This is a genomic window from Rhodococcus daqingensis (assembly GCF_042665615.1).
Classification (GTDB): domain Bacteria; phylum Actinomycetota; class Actinomycetes; order Mycobacteriales; family Mycobacteriaceae; genus Rhodococcus_G; species Rhodococcus_G daqingensis.
Genome location: NZ_JBHTCS010000001.1, coordinates 150,102 through 169,967, shown reverse-complemented (window position 1 = coordinate 169,967; position 19,866 = coordinate 150,102). Strand labels below are relative to the sequence as shown.

Below are 19,866 nucleotides of genomic sequence, written 5' to 3'. Positions count from 1 at the left end.
GTGGCAGGCCGCGATCGGGACCGCGTCGTCGAGCGATACGCCACGGAGGCCGTGCGGGTCACCGCCTTCCTGCGGCTGCCGCTGATCGCGCTCATCGCGCTGTTCGGACCCGTCGTCCGTATCGAGCACTGGATGCCGACGGTGTTCCGGCTGGTCCTGCTCGGGTATGCCGTCGCCGCCGCGGCGTGGCTCGCGGTGGTGTTGCGCAGGCGGGTGCGGCCCTGGGCGGGCTGGGCGTCCACCGTCGTCGACATCGCGGCCCTGCTCGCGCTCTGCCTGGCGTCCGGCGGGGCGACTTCGTCGCTGCTGCCGGTGTTCTTCCTGCTGCCCGTGGCGGTGGCGTTCCAGTACCGGCCCGCATTGACGGCGACGCTCGGCACCTGCACGGCGGTCGGCTACCTGCTGGTGTGGCTTCTCTACGCGGTCCGCGACGACCTCGTCGATCTGCCCGGCGTGGTGTTCCTCTACTTCGGATTCCTGCTCTGGCTCACCGCCGCGACCACCGCGTTGTCCCTGGTGCTGGTGCGCCGCTCGGGGACCGTGATCTCGCTGCTGGACGTGCGCAGGCAGTTGGTCGCCGAGTCGATGGGGGCGGAGGAACGCGAACGCAGGCGACTGGCCGAGCACCTGCACGACGGCCCGCTGCAGAACGTCCTCGCGGCGAGGATGGACCTCGAGGAGGCGATCGAGCGCGACCGCGATCCCGCGCTGGTGGCCGCGGAGGCGGCGCTGCGCGAGACCGCCACGCAGCTCCGCTCGACGGTCACCACGCTGCACCCGCAGGTACTCGAGCAACTGGGCCTGACGGCGGCGCTGCGCGAGCTGGCCGACGGTATGGCGCGCCGCGGCGGCTACGAGATGCGGGTGCGGTTGGCGGAGGTGGGCAGGCCGGACTGCCAGTCGCTGCTGTACCGGGTGGCCAGGGAGGCGCTCGGCAACATCGACCGGCACGCGAACGCGCATCGGGTCGAGCTGCTGTTGTCCCGGACCGGCACCGCCATCACCCTCGTGGTGGCCGATGACGGCGTCGGGTTCGACCCGGACGACCTGCCGGCGCGCGTCGCGGAGGGGCACATCGGGCTGGCCTCGCAGTTCCTCAGGATAGAGAACCTGGGCGGGACATTGGACCTGACGTCTGCGCCCGGAGAGGGCACCCGCGTGGTGGCCACGGTCCCTGCGGATCAACTCACATTGTTGTAATTCCGATACGTGTTTCGGTCGCGGGGATTCCTCGCTAGACTTCCTCAAACCCAACGGCAACCCGCCGAGAGGGGCCACGCGACCTGCAGAGAACGCCGCAGGCCGCGTTTGTATGCGGAACGGGGACTCTGCAGTGGATTCAACGGCAATTTCGCTTGTCCGGACGACCTTCAAGGCCGTGGCGGCGATCGAGGACGGACCAGCTCGACTGACCCAGTCGTTCTACTCCGTCTTGTTCGCGAACAACCCGGAGGTCCGCGCGTTCTTCCCCGCCGCGATGGAGGCCCAGCGAGAGCGACTCGTCCACGCGATCGCCTACGTCATCGACCAGCTCGACGACCCGGAACCGGTCCTCCTGTTCCTCGCCCAGCTCGGCCGCGACCACCGCAAGTACGGCGTGGTCGACGCGCACTACACCGCGGTCGGTAACGCGCTGATCTTCGCGCTCAAGAACTTCGCGGGCAACGAGTTGTGGACCGACGAGGTCGACAACGCCTGGCGCGAGGCCATCGCCCTGATCGCCTCGGTGATGATGGAGGCCGCGAACGCCGAGACCGGGCCGGCGACCTGGAACGGCACCGTCGTCGAACACAAGCAGGTGCTCCAGGATGTCGCGGTGGTCCGGCTGCAGCTCGACCGGCCGATGGAGTACGGCGCGGGGCAGTACGTGAGTGTCACCGTCCCCGGCCGCCCCCGGATGTGGCGCTACCTCTCGCCCGCCATTCCCGCGAATCCCGAGGGGCAGATCGAGTTCCACGTCCGACGCGTCTCGAGCGGCTGGGTGAGCCCGGCGATGGTCGGCCAGACCAACCTCGGCGACACCTGGACGATGGGTTCCCCGCTCGGCGCGCTCGGCGTGGACCGCACCCAGAACCGCGACATGCTGATGATCGGGTCGGGCACGGGCATCGCCCCGCTGCGCGCGCAGCTGATGGAGATGGCGATGCGCGCGAACAACCCGAACGTGCACGTGTTCGTGGGCGGCAACTACCCGTGCGACCTGTACGACATCGAGACCCTCTGGCAGCTGTCGCTGACCAACCCGTGGCTCACGGTCGTCCCGGTCTCCGAGGAGGACACCAACCCGTGGTGGCACCTCGACCCGATCCCGTCGCCGCCCGCAGGCATGTACAAGCGGATGACCGGCAAGGTCAGCGCGGTCGCTGCCGATTTCGGTGACTGGTCGAACCACGACGTGCAGATCGTCGGGTCCGCCTCGACGATCCAGACCGCCAAGTTCCGGCTCCAGGCCAGGGGTGTCCCGGTCGAGAACATGCGGCACGACCCGCTGTACTGATCCACCCGCGGGCAACGCAGTGCCCGGTCAGCGGGAGGGGCGGTAGGCCCCGGTGACGTCGCCGAAATAGCGTCGCTGGAGAGAGAGTCTCCAGCGAAAGGCAGTCACCGTGAACGCCCAGTCAGCTTCGTCCGCAGGGACCCCATCCCCTCAGGCCGACACAGGAGCCGAGGTCGACGTGGTCGTCGTCGGCGCGGGCTTCGCGGGGCTCTATGCGCTCCACAAGCTCCGCAGCGACGGGCTGTCGGTGCGGGTGTTCGAGGCGGGCGACGGGGTGGGCGGCGTCTGGTACTGGAACCGCTACCCGGGCGCGCGCTGCGATGTCGAGAGCGTCGACTACTCCTACTCCTTCGACCCCGAGCTCGAGCAGGAGTGGAACTGGAGCGAGAAGTACGCCACCCAGCCGGAGATCCTGGAGTACGTCAACCACGTCGCGGACCGGTACGACCTGCGTCGCGACATCCGGTTCGGCACCCGGGTCACCGACATCGCGCTCGACGAGCAGACGCTGCGGTGGGAGATCCGCACCGACGCAGGCGACGCCGTGTCCGCCCGCTTCGTCATCCTCGCGGTCGGTCCGCTGTCGAACGCGAACATTCCCGCGATCGAGGGCCTCGATTCCTTCGACGGCGGCGTCTATCACACCGCACACTGGCCGCACGAGAGCGTCGACTTCACCGGCAAGCGGGTCGGCGTGATCGGCACCGGCTCCTCCGGCATCCAGACCATCCCCGAGGTCGCCAAGCAGGCCGAGCAGCTCTACGTGTTCCAGCGCAGCGCCAACTACAGCGTGCCGGCAGGCAACGTGCCGCTCAGCGACGAGGACCGCGCCGCGCAGAAGGCGAACTACCGCGAGCGTCGTCGGCTCTCGTTCCTCAGCGGCGGCGGCTCGCCGCACCAGGCGCATCCGAAGCCGGCGCTGGAGGCGTCGGAGGAGGAGCGGCGCGAGGCCTACGAGAAGCGCTGGCAGCTCGGCGGCGTGCTGTACAGCAAGACCTTCCCGGACCAGGTGACCAATGCCGAGTCCAACGACACCGCCCGCGCCTTCTGGGAGGAGAAGGTCCGCGCGGTGATCGACGATCCGGAGATCGCGGAGCTGCTCGTCCCGAAGGACCACGCGATCGGCACCAAGCGGATCTGCACGGACGCCAACTACTACCAGACCTACAACCGTGACAACGTCACGCTGGTGAACCTCAAGGCGACGCCGATCGAGAGCATCGACGCGGCGGGTGTGCGCACCGCGGACGAGCACTACGAGATCGATGCGCTGATCCTCGCGACCGGGTTCGACGCGATGACCGGGTCGATGGAGAAGCTGAACATCGTCGGCCGCGACGGCCAGACCCTCAAGCAGGCGTGGGCCGAGGGCCCGAAGACCTACCTCGGCCTCGGCGTGGCCGGCTTCCCGAACCTGTTCAACATGACCGGCCCGGGCAGCGTGTCCGTGCTGGCGAACATGGTGCTGCACTCGGAGCTGCACGTGAACTGGGTGGCGGATGCCATCGCCCACCTCGACGAGCGGGGTGCGGTGGCGCTGGAGGCCACCCCCGAGGCGGCCGCCTCCTGGGTGCAGGAGTGCTCCGACCGGGCCGCGCAGACGCTGCTGCCGACCGCGAACTCGTGGTACATGGGTGCGAACATCCCCGGGAAGCCGCGCGTGTTCATGCCGTTCATCGGCGGATTCGGCGCCTACGGTGAGATCATCGCCGACGTTGCGGCGGCCGGCTACAAGGGATTTGACGTCATCGAGGCGGGCGAATGATCGGTCCGGTCCACAACTGATCGGTCCCCTTCGGGGAGCCGCGACACCGAAACACGCTGGGCGCCAGGGGATAGGCGCCCAGCGTTCAGTCGTCTCTGCGTCACGAGAACTGAAACATGTTGCAAATTAACACTTTTACGCATTCCGGCTCACGGGATTGCGATTGACGTTACCTAGATCACACCCTTACGCTGCTCCCCAAGCAACTGCTTGCTTATTCAACTTGAGGAGTCCTGCATGAAGTATCGGCACTCTGCCCTCACAGCCGCGCTCGCCGTATCCGCGGTCGCCCTCGCCGGCTGCTCCGGATCGAGTTCCGGCGCGGAGAGCGGATCGGACGGTCCATACCGGGTGCTCGTCACCGGCGCGGTCAGTGGCCAGGGCGCCCTGGCCGCCAACTCCCAGACCTCGATCCTCGCGGCGAAGGCCGGCGCCGAGGCGGTCAACAAGAACGGCGGAATCGGCGGTCGCCAGGTCGAGCTCACCGTCGTCGACGACGGCGGCGACGCCACGAAGGCGGTCTCGAACCTGCGTGAGGCCATCGCCTCCGGCACGAAGCCCGACCTGTACCTCAACTCGGGCCCGTCGACGGTGTCCGCCGCGACCCTGCCGATCCTCAAGCAGAACAAGATCCTCTCGTTCAACGTCGGGCCGACCGAGAACTCCTCCGACGCTGAGGAATTCCCACTCAACTTCGACCTCTCGCCCTCGCCCGCCGAGTACGCGGCGTCCATCGCGCACTACGCGAAGGGCAAGGGCTATCAGCAGGTCGGCGTCATCCACGGCAGCAGCGCCTACGGTGAGGCGTTCGGCAAGGCAATGGACTCGTCCCTCGCGGCCGAGGGCGTCAGCGCGTCCGGCTCGGAGGAGTACGACGTCGCGGCGCTGGACATGACCGCCCAGCTCCAGTCCCTGAAGAACAAGGGCACCCAGGCCCTGGTCGTCGACGCGTACGGTGCCCCGCTGGGTTACCTGCTCACCAGCCTGCAGCGGCTGGACTGGAACATCCCGCTGATCGGCAACACCTCGGTCTCCGGCACCGCGCTGGTCGCCAAGCCGGCGCCGGACGGTGTGCTCGGCACCCCGGTTACCGCGAACCTGGTCATGCAGATGTTCCCCAGCACCGTTTACGACGCGAACGACGGGGCGGTCAACGCGATGGTCGAGACGATGGCCTCGCAGGGGCAGATCCCCTCGACGCTGATCTTGGCCGACAACTACGACCCGTTCGGTCTGGTCGCGGCCGCCGCGGAGAAGGCCGGCGGCTCCGATGATCCGGAGGCACTGGCCGACGCGCTGGAGAACCAGGAGGTCCTCGACAGCGCCAAGACCGCGTTCCTGCCCCGCTACCACTACTCGGCGCAATCGCACGCCCCGAACCTGGACAACGAGGACTACCGCTTCGCGCCGCCGAGCAAGCTGCTCAACGGGCAGTACGGCAACCCGGGCGCCTGAGACCAACTGTCCTGACTGACAACGGCGGTGGTGCGGCCGCGTGACGCGACCGCACCACCTCCGAAGGAGGAGTTCGCGGTGACCATAGTCTGGTCGGGCCTCGCACTCGGCGCTGTCTACACGCTGGTGGCGATCGGCTACAACATTGTTTTCATCTCGTCCAACACCTTCAACTTCGCGCAGGCGCAGCTGATGATGGTGGGCACCTTCGTCGCGTACACCGGTCTGGTGACGCTGAAGCTCCCGGTCCTCGTCGTCGCGGTGATAGCGACAGTCACGGTGATGATCCTCGCCGGACTCGAGGAAGTGATCGCCGTCCGGCCGGTGCACGACCACCAGAACCAACTGGTCACCACGCTGGGTGTGGCGACCCTGATCAACGGTGCGACGCAGCTGATCTGGGGCAGCGAGCCGCTGACCGTGCCGTTCTTCGGTTCCAACGAACCCATCACGCTGCTCGGTGGCCGCACCTACCCGGTCGAGATCGCCCTGCTGATCCTGGCGATCGTGCTCGTCGTGCTGCTCAGTCAGATCAGCAAGAGGACCGTGACCGGGCTTGCGCTGCTGGGTATCTCGGAGGACCGCGAGGCGGCCATGCTGCGCGGGGTCAACGTCCGGGCGCTCGCGCTCGGCGCGTTCGCGGCCTCCGGTGCGCTGGCCGGGTTCCTCGGTCTCTTCGTGGGTCCCAAGACGTTTGCGGTGGCGACGCTCGGATCCGCGCTCGCGATCAAGGGCTTCGTCGCCCTGGCGATCGGCGGGTTCGGCTCACTGCCCGGTGCGCTGGTCGGCGGCCTCACTGTCGGCCTGGTCGAGTCGTTCGCCGCGCTGGAACTGGGCAGCCAGTACAGCAACATCGCGGTGTTCGTGGTGCTGATCGCGATCCTCATGGTTCGGCCGGCCGGCCTGTTCGGCCGGGTACGGGAACGGGTGGTGTGACATGCAGATCTGGCGTTCCCTTCGGGCGGTCCCGAGTTGGAGCTATCCGCTCGCCCTCGCCGTCCTCGTGCTCTTCCTGCCCGCGCTGGGGCTCGACTTCGCGACCACCAGGCAGGTGCAGCTCGCCTGCATCCTCGCGCTGGTGGTCAGCGGGCTGAGCCTGAGCCTGGGCTATGCCGGCGAACTCGCGCTCGGCCAGGCCGCGATGTACGCGGCAGGCGCCTACACGGCCGGCCTGATGTCCATCGCGGGCTACACCGACATCGTGCTGCAGCTCGTCGCAGCGGGCCTGGTCGCACTGGCGGTCGGCATCGTCACCGGCATCCCCGGTCTGCGGCTGGGCAGTTGGTCGCTGGCGATGACGTCGTTCTTCCTGGTGCTGCTCGTTCCCGACATCATCGCCGTGTTCGGCGACAGCACGGGTGGTCGCAGCGGGCTCACCGGCATCGAGCCCGCCACGTTGTTCGGTCATGTGCTCGACCCGGAGAACAACGAGTTCTACCTGGTGGTCGTGGTGGTGACGATCGCGTGGTTCGCGGTGATGCGCAATCTCGTCGTGTCCCGGCACGGCATCGCCTTCCGCACCCTCAAGCAGAGCCCCTTGCTGGCCTCCTCGGTGGGTGTCTCGGTGTTCCGGATGAAGTTGCTCGGGTACGCGATCGGTGCGCTCCCGGCCGGGCTCGCGGGCGCGCTGTTCGCGAACATCGACATGTTCATCTCGCCCGAGGCGTTCGGGTTCACCTTCGCCACCGCGGTTCTCGCCGCCTGCATCCTCGGCGGCGCGGCGAGCGTCTACGGCGCGGTGGTCGGCGCGGCGATCATCCAGTTCGGCCCCAACCAGGCCGCGGACTTCCAGGAGTACGCGCTGGTTTTCTACGGTGGGTTCCTCATCGTCGGCGGGGTGCTGCTCAGCGGTGGTCTGGCAAAAATCGGGAAGGCGGCACTGACTCGGCTGGACCGGGCGGCCGGCCTGACCGGTGCGCGGGCGGCGGACCCGGCCGCGGGCGGGCCGCGCCCGGCGATGGAACCGATGGCGGGCCAGCGTCTGGTGGTGGACGGCATCTCCAAGGCGTTCGGCGGCAACCAGGCGCTGAGCGAGGTGGTACTGAGCGCGGAACCCGGACAGGTGACCGCGCTGATCGGGCCGAACGGTTCCGGCAAGACCACCACCCTGAACATGATCTGCGGCTTCTACAAGCCGGACTCCGGCCGGATCCTCATCGGCGACGCGGAGGTTCAGGGTCTGTCGCCGGATCGGGTGGCCCGCGTGGGTGTGGCCCGCACCTTCCAGACCCCGAACATCCCGGAGCACGTCACCGTTCTGGAGGCCGTTGCCTCCGGCCGGTACAGCACCGACCGGGTGTCGATGATCGAGACCGTGCTGCGGTTGCCGCGCTACCGCAAGGTGCGCGCCGCCGACCTGGCCGAGGCCGAGCGCGCCCTCGCGATGGTCGGCATGTCGCACCTGAGGGACGAGACGGCAACCGCGCTGCCGCTCGGCATGCGCAGGCTGCTCGAGGTGGCACGGTCCGTGGTGTCCGAGCCGCGGGTGTTGCTGCTCGACGAGGTGGCGTCCGGACTGGACGAGGACGAGGTGGGGCGGCTCGCGGATCTGATCCGCGACCTGCGCGACGCCGGTGCCACGGTGGTGTTGGTGGAGCACAACTTCCGACTCGTCCTCGAGCTCGCGAACCGCATCGTGGTGCTCGCCCAGGGTGCCGTGATCGCGGACGGGAGCCCGGAGGAGATCGAGCACAACCCGCGGGTGCTCAGCGAGTACCTCGGCGTCAGCGTCGAGGAGACCGGCGCGCGGACCATCGCCGACGAAGAGGCCGCACTGTCGACAGAGGTGAAGTCATGAGCGTCACTACCACCAAACCGCTTCTGAGCGTGCGGAACCTGGAATCCGGCTATGGCGACCTGCGGGTGGTCTGGGATGTGTCGCTGGACGTGTGGCCCGGCAAGGTCACCGCGCTGCTCGGCCGCAATGGGGCCGGCAAGACCAGCACCCTGCGCGCGATCTCCGGGCTGAACAAGGTCTCGGCCGGATCGGTCGAGTTCGACGGCCAGGACATCGCCAAGCTCCCCGCGCACCAGCGGGTGCGCCGGGGAATGGCGTACGTGCAGGAGGGCAAACGCGTCTTCCACCGGCAGACCGTCGAGCAGAACCTCATCCTCGGCGGGTACGTCCGGAAGATGCGGCGGTCCGCGCTCAAGCAGGAGGTGGCGCGCATCTACGACCTGTTCCCGATCCTCGGGGAGAAGCGCGGGCTGCTGGCCGGGTCGATGTCGGGTGGCCAGCAGCAGATGCTGGCGATCGGTCAGGCCCTGATGGCCGAGCCGTCGCTGCTGCTGCTCGACGAGCCGTCCGGCGGCCTCGCCCCGGTGATCGTCAACGAGGTGATGGAGCGGGTCCAGGTGCTCAAGGAGGCCGGGCTGGCGGTGCTGCTGGTCGAGCAGGCGGTCGAGGCGGCGATGAGCGTCGCCGACCACGTCACCGTGCTCGACATCGGCAAGGTGGTGATGGACGCCGACGCGGGCGACATCGACGACCTCGCGGTGCTGCGGGACGCGTACTTCGGTCGCGTCTGACCATTGATGGGGTGAACGGGAGTTCATGGCTCACTTTCGGATCCGAAGCGAGCCATGAACTCCCGTTCGCCGTTTCGCACACATACAGGAGGTCGTGAAGTGCAGACGTTTCTCGCCCCGCCGGTGCCGGCCACCGGGTCGCTCGAGGAGCGACTCGGCGCCGTCGAGGACACCCTCGCCATCCTCCGCCTCGAGGGTGCCTACGCGCCGTCCTGGGACGCCGGGGACGGACCGGCCTGGGCCGAACTGTTCTGCGAGGACGGGGTGTTCGAGGTGGTCGCGGTCGGCGACGCCCCCGCGCTCACGATCCGGGGACACTCCGAACTGAGCCGGTTCTGCACCGAGTTCACCGCACACACCACGGGAATCCACCTGCTGAGCCCGCCGTCGATCACGCTCGACGGCGACACCGCCTCGGCCCGTGTGCATTTCGAGTTCCGGTCAGGTTCCCGGTCCGAGTCCCAGACGCTGCACGCCCACGTCGCCGGCCACTACACGGTCGAGTACCGGCGCACGGCCGACGGTTGGCGGATCGGCCGTCGTCGTGAGCAGGCCGTGCGCCGCGACCGCGGGTTCTTCTACTCGTACTGAGCTGAGCTGCACGGGTGCCGGTGGCCGCCCCCCTCTGCACGGCCACCGGCGGTGCGCGCTAGTCCAGCATGCGCAGGGCCAGCTTCGCGAGGGTCGCGTCGTTCAGGCCCAGGCCGGTCTTGAGGTAGTTGCGCACCGAGCCGTACTGCTGCTCGAGCGCGGTGATCCCGGCGTTCAGGTAGCTCGCCTGCACGCCGAGCAGCGGGGTGAAGATGATGGCCGCCTGCTCGCCGTAGGCCTGCGCGATCTGCGCCCGCATGGCCGCGATCGAGCCGGCCGAGTACTCGTTGGTGAGCAGGTAGTCGGACATGATGGTGTCGCGGGAGACGCCGACGAGGCTGAGCAGCAGGTAGGACGTCCACCCGGTGCGGTCCTTACCGGAGGTGCAGTGGAAGGCCTGCGGCCCAGCCGAGTTCGCGAGATCAGTGAGCAGCTTCTTGAAGCCGGCGCGTTCGGCCTCGCCGGTGACGAAGCTGCGGTTCATGTTCTCCATGAACGCGACGGCCTCGGCGGGCGAACGGAGCTTGCGGGCCGCGTTGGTGATGTCGCCCGAGATGATCGGGACGCGAACGTACTCCGCGCCGGCGGGCAGCCGGTCGGGCTTCGCCGCGACCTCGGGGTCCGTCCGCAGGTCGTACACCTTCTTCAGACCGAGACCGCCGAGGGTGGCGAGGTCGGCGTCGTTCGGTGTGAACGCGTTGGCTCGGTAGAACACGCCCTTGTTCAGGTGTTCGCCGCCGAAACCCGTGTAGCCGGCGCCGGTTCCGGCGACGTCGCGGAAGTTGTCCATGCTGGACAGGCGGGGCGCGTCGGCGACCTGGCCGGGGCTCCACGAGAAACCCGTGGGCGCGGCGGGCGCCGGATCGGCGAGGGCGACGCCCGCCATCGGTGCGGCGAACAACGAGGCGCACACGAGAGAAGTGACTGCTGCGCGGGGGAGATGACGTGCCACGACGAACTCCTTACTGAGGTGAACGGATTAAATTACGTTCAAGCATGAAACATAATAGGGACGCATGGCATCCCGCGAGGTGGAACGGCCACTTCCGTCGAGGCGGAGATTCTGCTGCGCCACCGGGCGGATCGTCGGTCCCTAACGGCGCCCGTGGTCACCGAGGTGGCAACCCGGGCGCTCGATCCGTCAGGTCAGTGCGGAGGCGTGGTTGGACTCCCAGCGTTCGATGACCGGTCCGAACTCGGTCAGGAATGCCGTGACATGGGGAGTGGAGCCGTGATCGTCGAGCGCCTGACGCGACTGCCAGTGCTCGAAGCACAGGAACAGCGACGGATCGTCGTGATCCCGGTAGAACTCATAGGTGACGCAGCCGGGCTCGGCAAGGGTGGGCTCGACCAGCGCGAGCATGGCGAAGGCCGCCCGGTCTGCGGCGGCGGGGTCGACCTTCACTCGGATGAAAGCTGTATGCACGGTCGAATAGTGCCCCGGGCAACCGGCGCGAAGGGAGGGGTTCGTGAGGATCTCCCGCTGCGCGGGAGAGCTTGTGTCAGCCGTGCGGCGTGCCCACCTAGCGTCGGGTGCACACGTGGAAGGGGACACCGATGTCTCGTATGGCGGGCAAGGTCGCGCTCATCACCGGCGCCGGCAACGGAATGGGGCGCACCCATGCGGTCCGTCTTGCCGAGGAGGGCGCGGACATCATCGCGATGGACCTCCCCGGTGCGGCGGCCGACCTGGCGGAGACCGCACGGCTGGTGGCCGCGACGGGCCGGCGTGCGGCGGTGGCCGGGGCGGACGTGCGTGACCTCGCCGCCGTGCAGGCGGGGGTGGACGCGGGCGTGGCCGAGTTGGGCCGGCTCGACGTCGTGGTCGCGAACGCGGGCGTCTGCGACAACCCGGGCCCGGCGTGGACCATCGAAGCGCCGGTGTGGCAGCGCTCCCTGGACATCAACCTGACCGGCGTCTGGCACACGATCAAGGCCGCGGCCCCGGCGATCGGCGCCGACGGCGGGTCGGTCGTCATCGTCAGCTCGACCGCGGGCGTGAAGGCCGTTGCCGGCGCCGCCCACTACTCGGCGAGCAAGCATGCGGTCATCGGACTCATGCGCACTCTCGCGAACGAGTTGGGGCCGAGGTCGATTCGCGTCAACGCGCTGCTGCCCGGCGCGGTCGGCACCGCGATGACGCTGAACCCCGCGACCTTCGCCCGGCTGCGGCCCGACCTGGCGGACCCCACCGCGGAGGACGTGATGGAGGTGCTCGCGCGCAACCATCTGCTGCCGGTGCCGTGGGTGGAATCGGTCGACGTCAGCAACGCCCTGCTCTTCCTGGTATCCGACGAAGCCCGGTACATCACCGGAACCGAGCTGGTGGTCGACGCCGGCCTGACGCAGAAGGTGTGACGATGACGCGAGCGGAGACCACTCCCAGCGGACGGGTGGCAGGCAAGGTCGCGCTGGTGACCGGAGCGGCCCGCGGCATCGGGCGCGCACAGGCACTGCGGTTCGCGCAGGAGGGCGCCGACGTGATCGCCGTCGACCTCTGCGGGCCGGTCGACACGGTGGTCACGCCGCCGTCGAGCGCGGCGGACCTCGCCGAGACCGCGGCGCTCGTGCGCGAAACGGGTGGGCGGATAGAGACTTTCGAGGTCGACGTGCGCGACCGGGCGGCGCTGTCCGCTGCGGTGGACGCGGGAGTCGCGGCGTTCGGTGGCCTCGACATCGTCTGTGCCACCGCGGGGATCACCTCCTCGGCGCCCGCCCTCGAGCTCACCGAGCAGGCCTGGAACACCATGCTCGACGTGAACCTCACCGGCGTGTGGCAGACCTGCGCCGTGTCTGCGCCGCACCTGATCGAACGGGGCGGCGGGGCGATGATCCTCACCAGCTCGATCGCCGGGCTGCGCGGACTGGTCGGCGTCGCGCACTACACCGCGGCCAAGCACGGGGTCGTCGGGTTGATGCGTTCGATGGCAAAGGAACTGGCGCCGCACGGGGTTCGGGTCAACACGGTGCACCCGACCAACGTGGACACCCCGATGATCCAGAACGACGCCGTGCGCACGAAGTTCCGCCCCGACCTGGACCGGCCGCCGACGCGCGAGGAGTTCGCCGAGTCGGCCGCGACGATGAACCTGCTCTCGATCCCGTGGGTGGAGCCGGTGGACGTCGCGAATGCCGCGCTGTTCCTGGCGTCCGACGAGGCGCGCTACATCACCTCGGTGTCGCTCCCGGTCGACGCGGGCAGCACCCGGCGGTAGGCGGCTCCGCCGCCCGTGCGCGGTTGACGAGTCCCTGGACTCTTCAACCGCGCACGGGCGCGGAGCGCCTATTCGAACTGGATTGCGCCCGCGGGGGTTCCGCTGTCGATCAGTGCGCGCAGGGTGAAGCGCACCATGGCGGGGGAGCCGCAGACCAGCACCTGGTGGTCGGTGTAGGCGCCGTACGAGCTGACGACCTCGGCCAGGGTGCCCGCGATGATGTCGTCGGGGCCGAAGCCGATGTCGACCCGGGTGGCCTCGTACCATTCGTCGGCCCACTCGGGGTCCCGCACGTTCTCGACGACCGGCACCACGGTGAGCCAGTCGAGTTGCTGGGCCAGGATCCACAGCATGTCGGAGCCGTAGAGGTCGCGCGGGTGACGGCCGCCGATGAACAGGTACACCCGGGGCGGCTTCGGGCGCCGCGCGAGCTCGAGCAGGATCGAGCGGAACGGGGCGAGTCCGGTGCCGCCCGCGATCATCACGACGTCCCGGCCGGAGTCGTCCACGGCCAGGTGCCCGCTCGGTTCGCTGATCTGCCACTGGTCGCCCGGGGCGGTGTCGCCGACGATCGCGCCGCTGATCCAGCCGGCGGGCACCGTCCTGACGTGGAACTCGAGCTTGCCGTCGAGCGAGGGCGGCAGGGCGGGGGAGTAGCGCCGCGAGACCCGCGGATTCTGTGGCACGGTCACCGACACCGACTGCCCCGCGCTGAACGGAACGAACTCACCCTCCAATCGCACCACCGCGAGATCGGTGCGCAGCCGATGGTGCTCCACCACCGTCGCGGTCCACACCTGCTGTTCGACACCCGTGTTCTGCATGCTCAGAGGGTATCGCGGCGGGGTTGGCACCTGCACAAATGCAATTGCCACTAGAACATGTGTCAGTTTGCGTTCTAATGTGAGGCGTGCCACGCGCACGGCCGCGGCCCGGCAGCCGTGACCCCCAGTCAGAGCGGAGAAAACATGACCACCGACGAGCTCGCCGACCTGCACCGCCCGCAGTACACGGCGGACCTGCTGATCACGGCGCTCGAGCGCAACGCCGACCGTCCCGCCCTCTACCTCGGCGACGTGGTGCTCACCGGCGGGCAGATGCGCGACCAGATCAGCTGTTTCGTGCAGGCCCTGCAGTCCCTGGGGATCGGCAAGGGTTCCACGGTCGCGATGCTCTCGAAGAACCGTCCCGAGGTGCTCATCAGCGTCGGTTCCACGATGATCCTCGGCTGCCGCAACACCGCGTTGGCGCCGATGGGATCGCTCGACGATCACCGCTACATCCTCGAGGACGCCGAGATCGAGACGCTGATCTTCGATCCCACCGCGTTCGAGGGGCGCGCCGCGGAGCTCAAGGAGTCGCTGCCGTCGCTGAAGAACCTCTTCTCGCTCGGCCCGTCCGAGGTGGGTGTCGACCTGCTGGCCCTGGTGGGCGACTTCGTCCCCGGGCCTCTGGTCGCCGCGAAGGTGGCAGGCACCGACCCGAGCAGCATCGTCTACACCGGCGGCACCACCGGCAAGCCGAAGGGCGTGATCAACACCTTCCAGTCCGGCGTCACGCTGCCCCAGATCCAGATGGCCGAGTGGCAGTGGCCCGAGGAGATGCGCTTCCTCGCCTGCACCCCGCTCTCGCACGCGGGCATGGCCTTCTTCGTGCCGACGCTGATGCGCGGAGGCTCGCTGGTCGTGCTCCCCGCCTTCGAGCCCGGCGCCGTCCTCGAGGCGATCGAGAAGCACAAGATCACCGTGACGATGCTCGTGCCCACGATGATCTACATGCTGCTCGACCATCCGGACCTGGCCAAGCGGGACCTCTCGAGCCTGCAGACGCTGTACTACGGTGCGGCCGCCATGTCGCCCGCGCGGCTGGTCGAGGGCATCGAGAAGCTGGGCCCGATCTTCTTCCAGTACTTCGGGCAGTCGGAGTGCGGCATGACCATCACCGTGATGCGCAAGGATGAACACGACCCCGCGAATGTCGAGCGGCTGGCCTCCTGCGGGCGTCCGGTGCCGTGGCTGGACGTGCGGCTGCTCGACGACGACCTGAACGAGGTGCCGCGCGGCGAGCTCGGTGAGATCTGCGTGCGCGGCCCGCTGGTGATGCAGGGCTACTGGAAGAAGCCGGAGGAGACCGCCGAGGCGTTGCGCGGCGGGTGGCTGCACACCGGCGACGTCGCCCGTGCGGACAAGGACGGCTTCCTGTTCATCGTCGACCGCAAGAAGGACATGATCATCACCGGCGGCTTCAACGTCTTCCCCCGGGAGATCGAGGACGTCATCTCCGGCCATCCCGCGGTCGCGTCGGTCGCCGTTGTCGGTGTGCCGGACGAGAAGTGGGGCGAGGCCGTCAAGGCCTGCGTCGTGCTGCGTGACGGCGCGACGGTGGAGGTGGCCGAGCTGGTCGAGCGGGTGAAGTCCGCGAAGGGCGCGGTGCACGCGCCCAAGACGATCGACTTCGTCGACTCGCTCCCGCTGACCCCGCTCGGCAAGCTGGACAAGAAGGCGCTGCGGGCGCGCTACTGGGAGGGCGCGAGCCGGGCGGTGTAGCGCCTCGAACGGTGCCACGCACGCGCGCCGTCGACCTCGAGCCCAGACAGCGTGGGTCGACGGCGCGCCGTGGTGCTCAGCGCGGAACGGTGGCCTGGGTCAAGGCCGCCAACGAGAGCCTCCCGAGGGATCGCGCCAGGGCGCCGAGCCCGGCACCGTCCAGCGGCGACAGGCCGGCGCCGATCCGATGGAGCTGGGCGGCGTGCGCGGCGAGCTGTATGTAGCCGTCCGCGGGGCGGTAGCCCAGGTGCAGCGGTCCGGTCGGTAGCTGCGGCTCGGGCTCGCCCGCGAGGATTCGGGCCGGGTAGTCGGGCACGATTGCCATCGGTCTGGCCATCCCGATGATGTCCACTGCGCCCTCGTGCACGATTCGCTCCATGGTGTCGCGGCTGCGCAGGCCGCCGGTGAGCATCAGGGGTGTCGAGATCAGGCGGCGCACCCGCGTGCCGTAGTCGAGGAAGTAGGCCTCGCGAGAACGGTGGTGCACCCCGGTCATGGCGGGTGCGGCGTAGTTGCCGCCCGAGATCTCCAGCACGTCGATTCCGGCGTCGGCGAGGGCGACCGCGACGTCGAGAGACTCGGACTCGTCGAGGCCGCCGCGCTGGAAGTCCTTGGAGTTCAACTTGACCGAGATCGGGACGTGAGGGCCGAGGGCGGCGCGGACCGCCGCGACCACCTCCAGCAACAGTCGCCGCCTGCCGGCCGCGTCGCGCCCGTAGCGGTCGCCGCGGGTATTCGCCAGCGGGGACAGGAACTGCGCGAGCAGGTACCCGTGCGCGGCGTGGATCTGCACGCCGTCGAACCCGCCCGCGATCGCGAGTTCCGCGGTCCTGACGTAGCGCCGGATGAGGGACTCGATATCCGCGCCGGTGAGCTCGCGAGGTTTGCGGAAGTTGAAGCCGGGCACCGGTTCCCGACTCGCGTAGGGGCCGACAGGGCGTCGGGTGAACGGGACGGTGGCCACCCGTCCCGGGTGGTTGATCTGCATCCACACAGCGCTGCCGGCCGCCCGCCCGGCGTCGGACCAGGCGCGGATCTGGGGTAGTGCACGTTCGTCGTCGAGGATGATGTTTCGGGGCTCGACGAGGGCTGCTCGGTCGATCATCACGTTGCCGGTGACGAGCAGGCCGGCGCCGCCGCGACCCCAGGTCGCGTAGAGCCGGTTCAGCTCCGGGGTGGGTCGGCCGTCGCGGGTGGCGAGCTGTTCGCTCATCCCGGCCTTGGCCAGTCGATTGGGCAGCGTCGCGCCGCAGGGCAGGACGACGGGTTCGGCGAGGACGGAGGTCCTTGTCTCGGTCATGGTCAGAGCACTCTCGGTCGGAGACGGGCGGCGGTGAACAGCGGGGTGAGCGGTCGGATCGGGATCGGGGGTCTGGCCGCGGTGAGATCGACCCGGTGCAGGCGCGCCTCGATCACGCGCCCGAGTCCCATCTGGTCGATCGGATCGCGTTCCGAGCCGCCGATCGTCAGGGTGAGGTCTTCGACCCGGCGCACCTCGATCGGTCGTTCTCCCGGCGTGAAGGCGACGACGCGGGGGAGCGCGGCCCCGATCAGCCCGGCGACGTTGCGGTGGGGTCGGCCGAGGATGGGCGGCGCATCGGAGATGACGTCGCCGAGGGTGCCGGCCATCGACAGCAGGGGGGTACCGCGGCGACGAGCGGTGGCGGCGATGGAGTCTCCCTCGAGGGCCCAGTCGATCTCGCCCAGCTTCTTCGGATAGCCGAGCAGTTCCCGGCCCAGGATGAGGGCGACGTCGTCGTCGAGAATCATCCAGGGGCAGTGGATGCCCGTCCGGCGTCCCGCCTTGATGTGCACGAACAGTCCCGCCTCGTGATAGACGGAGCCGTAGTTGCAGTCCGGGAAGTACGCGGTGAAGACCTCGCACCTGGCGGGTCGGGCCAGCCGAATGCCCGGGGGCAGCCACGGCCTCATCGCGACCGGGTCCACCTCGACGGTGGCGGTGAAGTAGTGCGCGTTGCGGTAGAGGGTGCCGCGGGGCGTGCCGAGGGTCAGCGCCCTGCGCAGGTCACCGCGCAGCCCCCGGCCGTCGGTGCGGACGAGCGGCTCCCACCCCATCACTGGGCCCTTTCGTAGACTGCCCGCAGCACGGGCCCGGAGACGCCGCGTGGGCCGTACTGACCGCTGAGCGTCTGCGCCTTGGCGAACGGCCCGGGTACGACACGGCGTTTGCCCCTGGCGAGTCCGGTCATGGCCGCCTCCGCTGCCTGGTCCGCGGTCACCCACAGGGGTGCGGGGACCAGCCTGTCGAGTGCCGAAAGCTCTGCGACCTGAGCGAATTCGGTCCGCACCGGACCGGGCGCGAGCAGGGTGCACAAGACCCCGGTGCCCTTGAGTTCGTAGTGCAAGGACTCGGCGAAGGTGTTCGCGAATGCCTTCGACCCGGCGTAGGTGGCGTTGTTGGGCCCGGGCTGGTTTCCCGCCGTCGAGCCGGTGACCAGGATCGCGCCCGCTCGTCGTTCGAGCATGCCGGGCAGCACCGCGAGGGTGAGATCGTGCACGGCAACGACATCGAGCTCCACCTGGTGCCGTTCACGGTCGGTGTTCGCGGTCGCCAGCGGCCCGTAGGTGGCGAAGCCGGCATTGTTGGCGAGAACGGCGACGTCCTGTCCGGCGAGTTCCTCGATGAGCTCCGCGCGAGATGAGCGGTCGGCGAGGTCGCAGGGGCGCACATCGACCGCGACTCGGTGGTGCGCGCCGAGTTGCTGTGCAAGCGTGTGGAGCCGGTCTTCCCGGCGCGCGATGATGATCAGGGAATACCCGCGGGCCGCCAGTCGCTCGGCGAGGGCTGCACCGATGCCGGACGAGGCTCCGGTGACGACGGCCCGGTTGTGTGCGGTGGGTGGGGGCAGGCTCATGCGGAGATCTCCTGACTGACAGAGGTTTTGGCGTGGCGGCGGGAGTAGATGCGCAGACCGTGGCGCAGCAACCGGATCCGGCCGAGGATCTCCGCCGATCCGGCGAGCATGGAGCTGCGGGCCCGGACGTGCCGGGCGGCCAGGTCCGACAGCGGGACCGACAGCATTGGCTGCATCGGCAGGGCTTCGGCGATCATGTCGGCGCCGCAGGAGATGATCTTCCCCGCACCGGAGCGGGGTGCGACGAGTCCCCAGATGTAGATGTTGGCGTAGCGGGGGACCAACACGTGCTCGACGAGCAGCGGCTGGCCGTTCTCCCAGATGAACATGGACTCGTCGAGGAAAGGGAACCGGGTGCGGTACCCGGTGGCCCACACCACGGTGTCGTATTCGGACGACGACCCGTCGCTGAAATGGACGGTGTTGCCCTCGAACCGGTCGATCTGGCTTCGGCGCCTGACCTTCCCGTGTTGCAGCGCGTACATCAGGGACGAGTTGACGGTGACGTCCTTGGTGAACAGCTTGTGGTTCGGCGGCTCGAGTCCGTAACGCGTGTAGCTGCCGTAGGACAGCCGCAGCATGCGTTTGAAGGCGAACCGTTGCACCGCGAGCGGAACCCACACTCGGTCCCACTCCGAGCTCGGGATGCCGAACATCGTCTTCGGAATGAACCAGTATCCGCTGCGCATCGAGACGTCGGCCGAACCAAAGGTCGCCGACGCCTCGACCGCGAGGTCGCTCGCCGAGTTGCCGCCACCGACGACGAGCACCCGGCCGTCGCCGAAGTCCTGTGGCCGCTTGTAATCCTTCGAATGCAGTTGGCGCCCTGTGAAGGTGCCCGGATACTCCGGCACGTTGCGTTCCCAGTAGTGCCCGTTGGCGACGATCACCCCCGTGTACTCGCGCTCCTCTCCGTCGGCGAGGAGCACCCGCCACCCGGCCATGCCGGTGCGGTCGATCGGCTCGACGCACACGACCTCGGCGTTGAACTCGATGTGCCGGCGGAGCCCGAAATGGTCGACGTAGTCGTTCAGGTACTGCAGCATCTGCGACCGGCTGGGGAAGGTCGGGTAATGCTCGGGCATGGGGTACTCGGGGTACTGCGTCGAGATCTTCGAGCTGATCAGGTGGGTGGAGTCGTAGACGCCGTGTGCCCAGTTCCCGCCGATGTGATCGGTGGCTTCGAGGTGGTCGTAGGGGATGCCTGCTTGTGCGAGCGCCCGCGCCACCCCGTTGCCCGCGTAGCCCGCGCCGATGATGCAGTAGCGGTCCGTCATGATCTGCCCCTCGCGATTACTACAGTTGTGTAGCTATTGCGTGAGACGACCGTATATACACATCTGTAGCTTTTCAAGTGGGCCGGTGTCTGTGCTGGTCCTGGTGGGTGGTTAGG

General features: G+C 68.8%; 18 protein-coding genes. 11 read left to right on the top strand and 7 right to left on the bottom strand.

Features of this window, described 5'->3' with window-relative positions; all coding sequences use genetic code 11:
* From ACFQS9_RS00835 to ACFQS9_RS00800, 8 genes are all read left to right on the top strand, one after another.
* Positions 1 to 1,200 carry a sensor histidine kinase gene (locus ACFQS9_RS00835; RefSeq protein ID WP_378400578.1) on the top strand — a complete coding sequence of 400 codons (1,200 nt, stop codon included), beginning with the start codon at positions 1 to 3 and terminating at the stop codon, positions 1,198 to 1,200.
* Between the two features lie 133 nt (positions 1,201 to 1,333).
* On the top strand, positions 1,334 to 2,497 hold the full coding sequence (locus ACFQS9_RS00830) for a globin domain-containing protein (RefSeq protein WP_378400576.1): 1,164 nt from the start codon (positions 1,334 to 1,336) through the stop codon (positions 2,495 to 2,497).
* A gap of 178 nt (positions 2,498 to 2,675) precedes the next feature.
* Complete coding sequence (locus ACFQS9_RS00825) at positions 2,676 to 4,262, top strand: flavin-containing monooxygenase (protein ID WP_378400574.1); 1,587 nt, start codon at positions 2,676 to 2,678, stop codon at positions 4,260 to 4,262.
* Between the two features lie 237 nt (positions 4,263 to 4,499).
* Positions 4,500 to 5,717 (top strand): ABC transporter substrate-binding protein, encoded by a 1,218-nt coding sequence (locus ACFQS9_RS00820; protein ID WP_378400572.1) that lies wholly within the window; start codon positions 4,500 to 4,502, stop codon positions 5,715 to 5,717.
* Between the two features lie 78 nt (positions 5,718 to 5,795).
* On the top strand, positions 5,796 to 6,653 hold the full coding sequence (locus ACFQS9_RS00815) for a branched-chain amino acid ABC transporter permease (protein WP_378400571.1): 858 nt from the start codon (positions 5,796 to 5,798) through the stop codon (positions 6,651 to 6,653).
* A 1-nt stretch (position 6,654) separates the two neighbouring features.
* Entirely contained in the window at positions 6,655 to 8,514 is a 1,860-nt protein-coding gene (locus ACFQS9_RS00810; protein ID WP_378400569.1) for a branched-chain amino acid ABC transporter ATP-binding protein/permease, read from the top strand.
* Positions 8,511 to 9,245: an ABC transporter ATP-binding protein gene (locus ACFQS9_RS00805; RefSeq protein ID WP_378400567.1), complete on the top strand. Its 735-nt coding sequence runs from the start codon at positions 8,511 to 8,513 to the stop codon at positions 9,243 to 9,245. The genes ACFQS9_RS00810 and ACFQS9_RS00805 overlap by 4 nt, the downstream gene beginning before the upstream one ends.
* A 99-nt stretch (positions 9,246 to 9,344) precedes the next feature.
* Entirely contained in the window at positions 9,345 to 9,836 is a 492-nt protein-coding gene (locus tag ACFQS9_RS00800) for a nuclear transport factor 2 family protein (RefSeq protein WP_378400564.1), read from the top strand.
* 58 nt (positions 9,837 to 9,894) lie between these two features.
* On the opposite strand, the gene ACFQS9_RS00795 is transcribed toward ACFQS9_RS00800, so the two are convergent.
* Positions 9,895 to 10,788, bottom strand: coding sequence for a tyrosine-protein phosphatase (locus tag ACFQS9_RS00795; protein WP_378400562.1), 894 nt, complete (start codon positions 10,786 to 10,788; stop codon positions 9,895 to 9,897).
* A gap of 189 nt (positions 10,789 to 10,977) precedes the next feature.
* Complete coding sequence (locus ACFQS9_RS00790) at positions 10,978 to 11,262, bottom strand: putative quinol monooxygenase (protein WP_378400560.1); 285 nt, start codon at positions 11,260 to 11,262, stop codon at positions 10,978 to 10,980.
* 131 nt (positions 11,263 to 11,393) lie between these two features.
* On the opposite strand from ACFQS9_RS00790, the gene ACFQS9_RS00785 reads away from it, so the two are divergent.
* Together ACFQS9_RS00785 and ACFQS9_RS00780 are read left to right on the top strand one after the other, a co-directional pair.
* A complete protein-coding gene (locus ACFQS9_RS00785) occupies positions 11,394 to 12,194 on the top strand; it encodes a mycofactocin-coupled SDR family oxidoreductase (protein ID WP_378400558.1) in 801 nt (266 codons plus the stop codon).
* 2 nt (positions 12,195 to 12,196) lie between these two features.
* Positions 12,197 to 13,051: a mycofactocin-coupled SDR family oxidoreductase gene (locus ACFQS9_RS00780; RefSeq protein WP_378400556.1), complete on the top strand. Its 855-nt coding sequence runs from the start codon at positions 12,197 to 12,199 to the stop codon at positions 13,049 to 13,051.
* A 68-nt stretch (positions 13,052 to 13,119) separates the two neighbouring features.
* Here ACFQS9_RS00780 and ACFQS9_RS00775 read toward each other — a convergent pair whose 3' ends face one another.
* Positions 13,120 to 13,875 carry an FAD-binding oxidoreductase gene (locus ACFQS9_RS00775; RefSeq protein ID WP_378400554.1) on the bottom strand — a complete coding sequence of 252 codons (756 nt, stop codon included), beginning with the start codon at positions 13,873 to 13,875 and terminating at the stop codon, positions 13,120 to 13,122.
* Between the two features lie 144 nt (positions 13,876 to 14,019).
* On the opposite strand from ACFQS9_RS00775, the gene ACFQS9_RS00770 reads away from it, so the two are divergent.
* Positions 14,020 to 15,597, top strand: a complete 1,578-nt coding sequence (locus ACFQS9_RS00770; RefSeq protein ID WP_378400552.1) for an AMP-binding protein — start codon at positions 14,020 to 14,022, stop codon at positions 15,595 to 15,597.
* A gap of 76 nt (positions 15,598 to 15,673) precedes the next feature.
* Here the strand turns inward: ACFQS9_RS00770 and ACFQS9_RS00765 are convergent, their stop codons facing one another.
* Genes ACFQS9_RS00765 through ACFQS9_RS00750 form a run of 4 tightly spaced genes read right to left on the bottom strand, consistent with a single transcriptional unit; the run spans position 15,674 to position 19,750 of the window.
* On the bottom strand, positions 15,674 to 16,897 hold the full coding sequence (locus ACFQS9_RS00765) for an NADH:flavin oxidoreductase/NADH oxidase family protein (protein ID WP_378400550.1): 1,224 nt from the start codon (positions 16,895 to 16,897) through the stop codon (positions 15,674 to 15,676).
* Between the two features lie 2 nt (positions 16,898 to 16,899).
* A complete protein-coding gene (locus ACFQS9_RS00760; protein WP_378400548.1) occupies positions 16,900 to 17,673 on the bottom strand; it encodes an acetoacetate decarboxylase family protein in 774 nt (257 codons plus the stop codon).
* Entirely contained in the window at positions 17,673 to 18,473 is an 801-nt protein-coding gene (locus tag ACFQS9_RS00755) for an SDR family NAD(P)-dependent oxidoreductase (RefSeq protein ID WP_378400546.1), read from the bottom strand. The genes ACFQS9_RS00760 and ACFQS9_RS00755 overlap by 1 nt, the downstream gene beginning before the upstream one ends.
* Positions 18,470 to 19,750, bottom strand: a complete 1,281-nt coding sequence (locus ACFQS9_RS00750; protein ID WP_378400544.1) for a flavin-containing monooxygenase — start codon at positions 19,748 to 19,750, stop codon at positions 18,470 to 18,472. The genes ACFQS9_RS00755 and ACFQS9_RS00750 overlap by 4 nt, the downstream gene beginning before the upstream one ends.
* Positions 19,751 to 19,866: the final 116 nt, after the last annotated feature.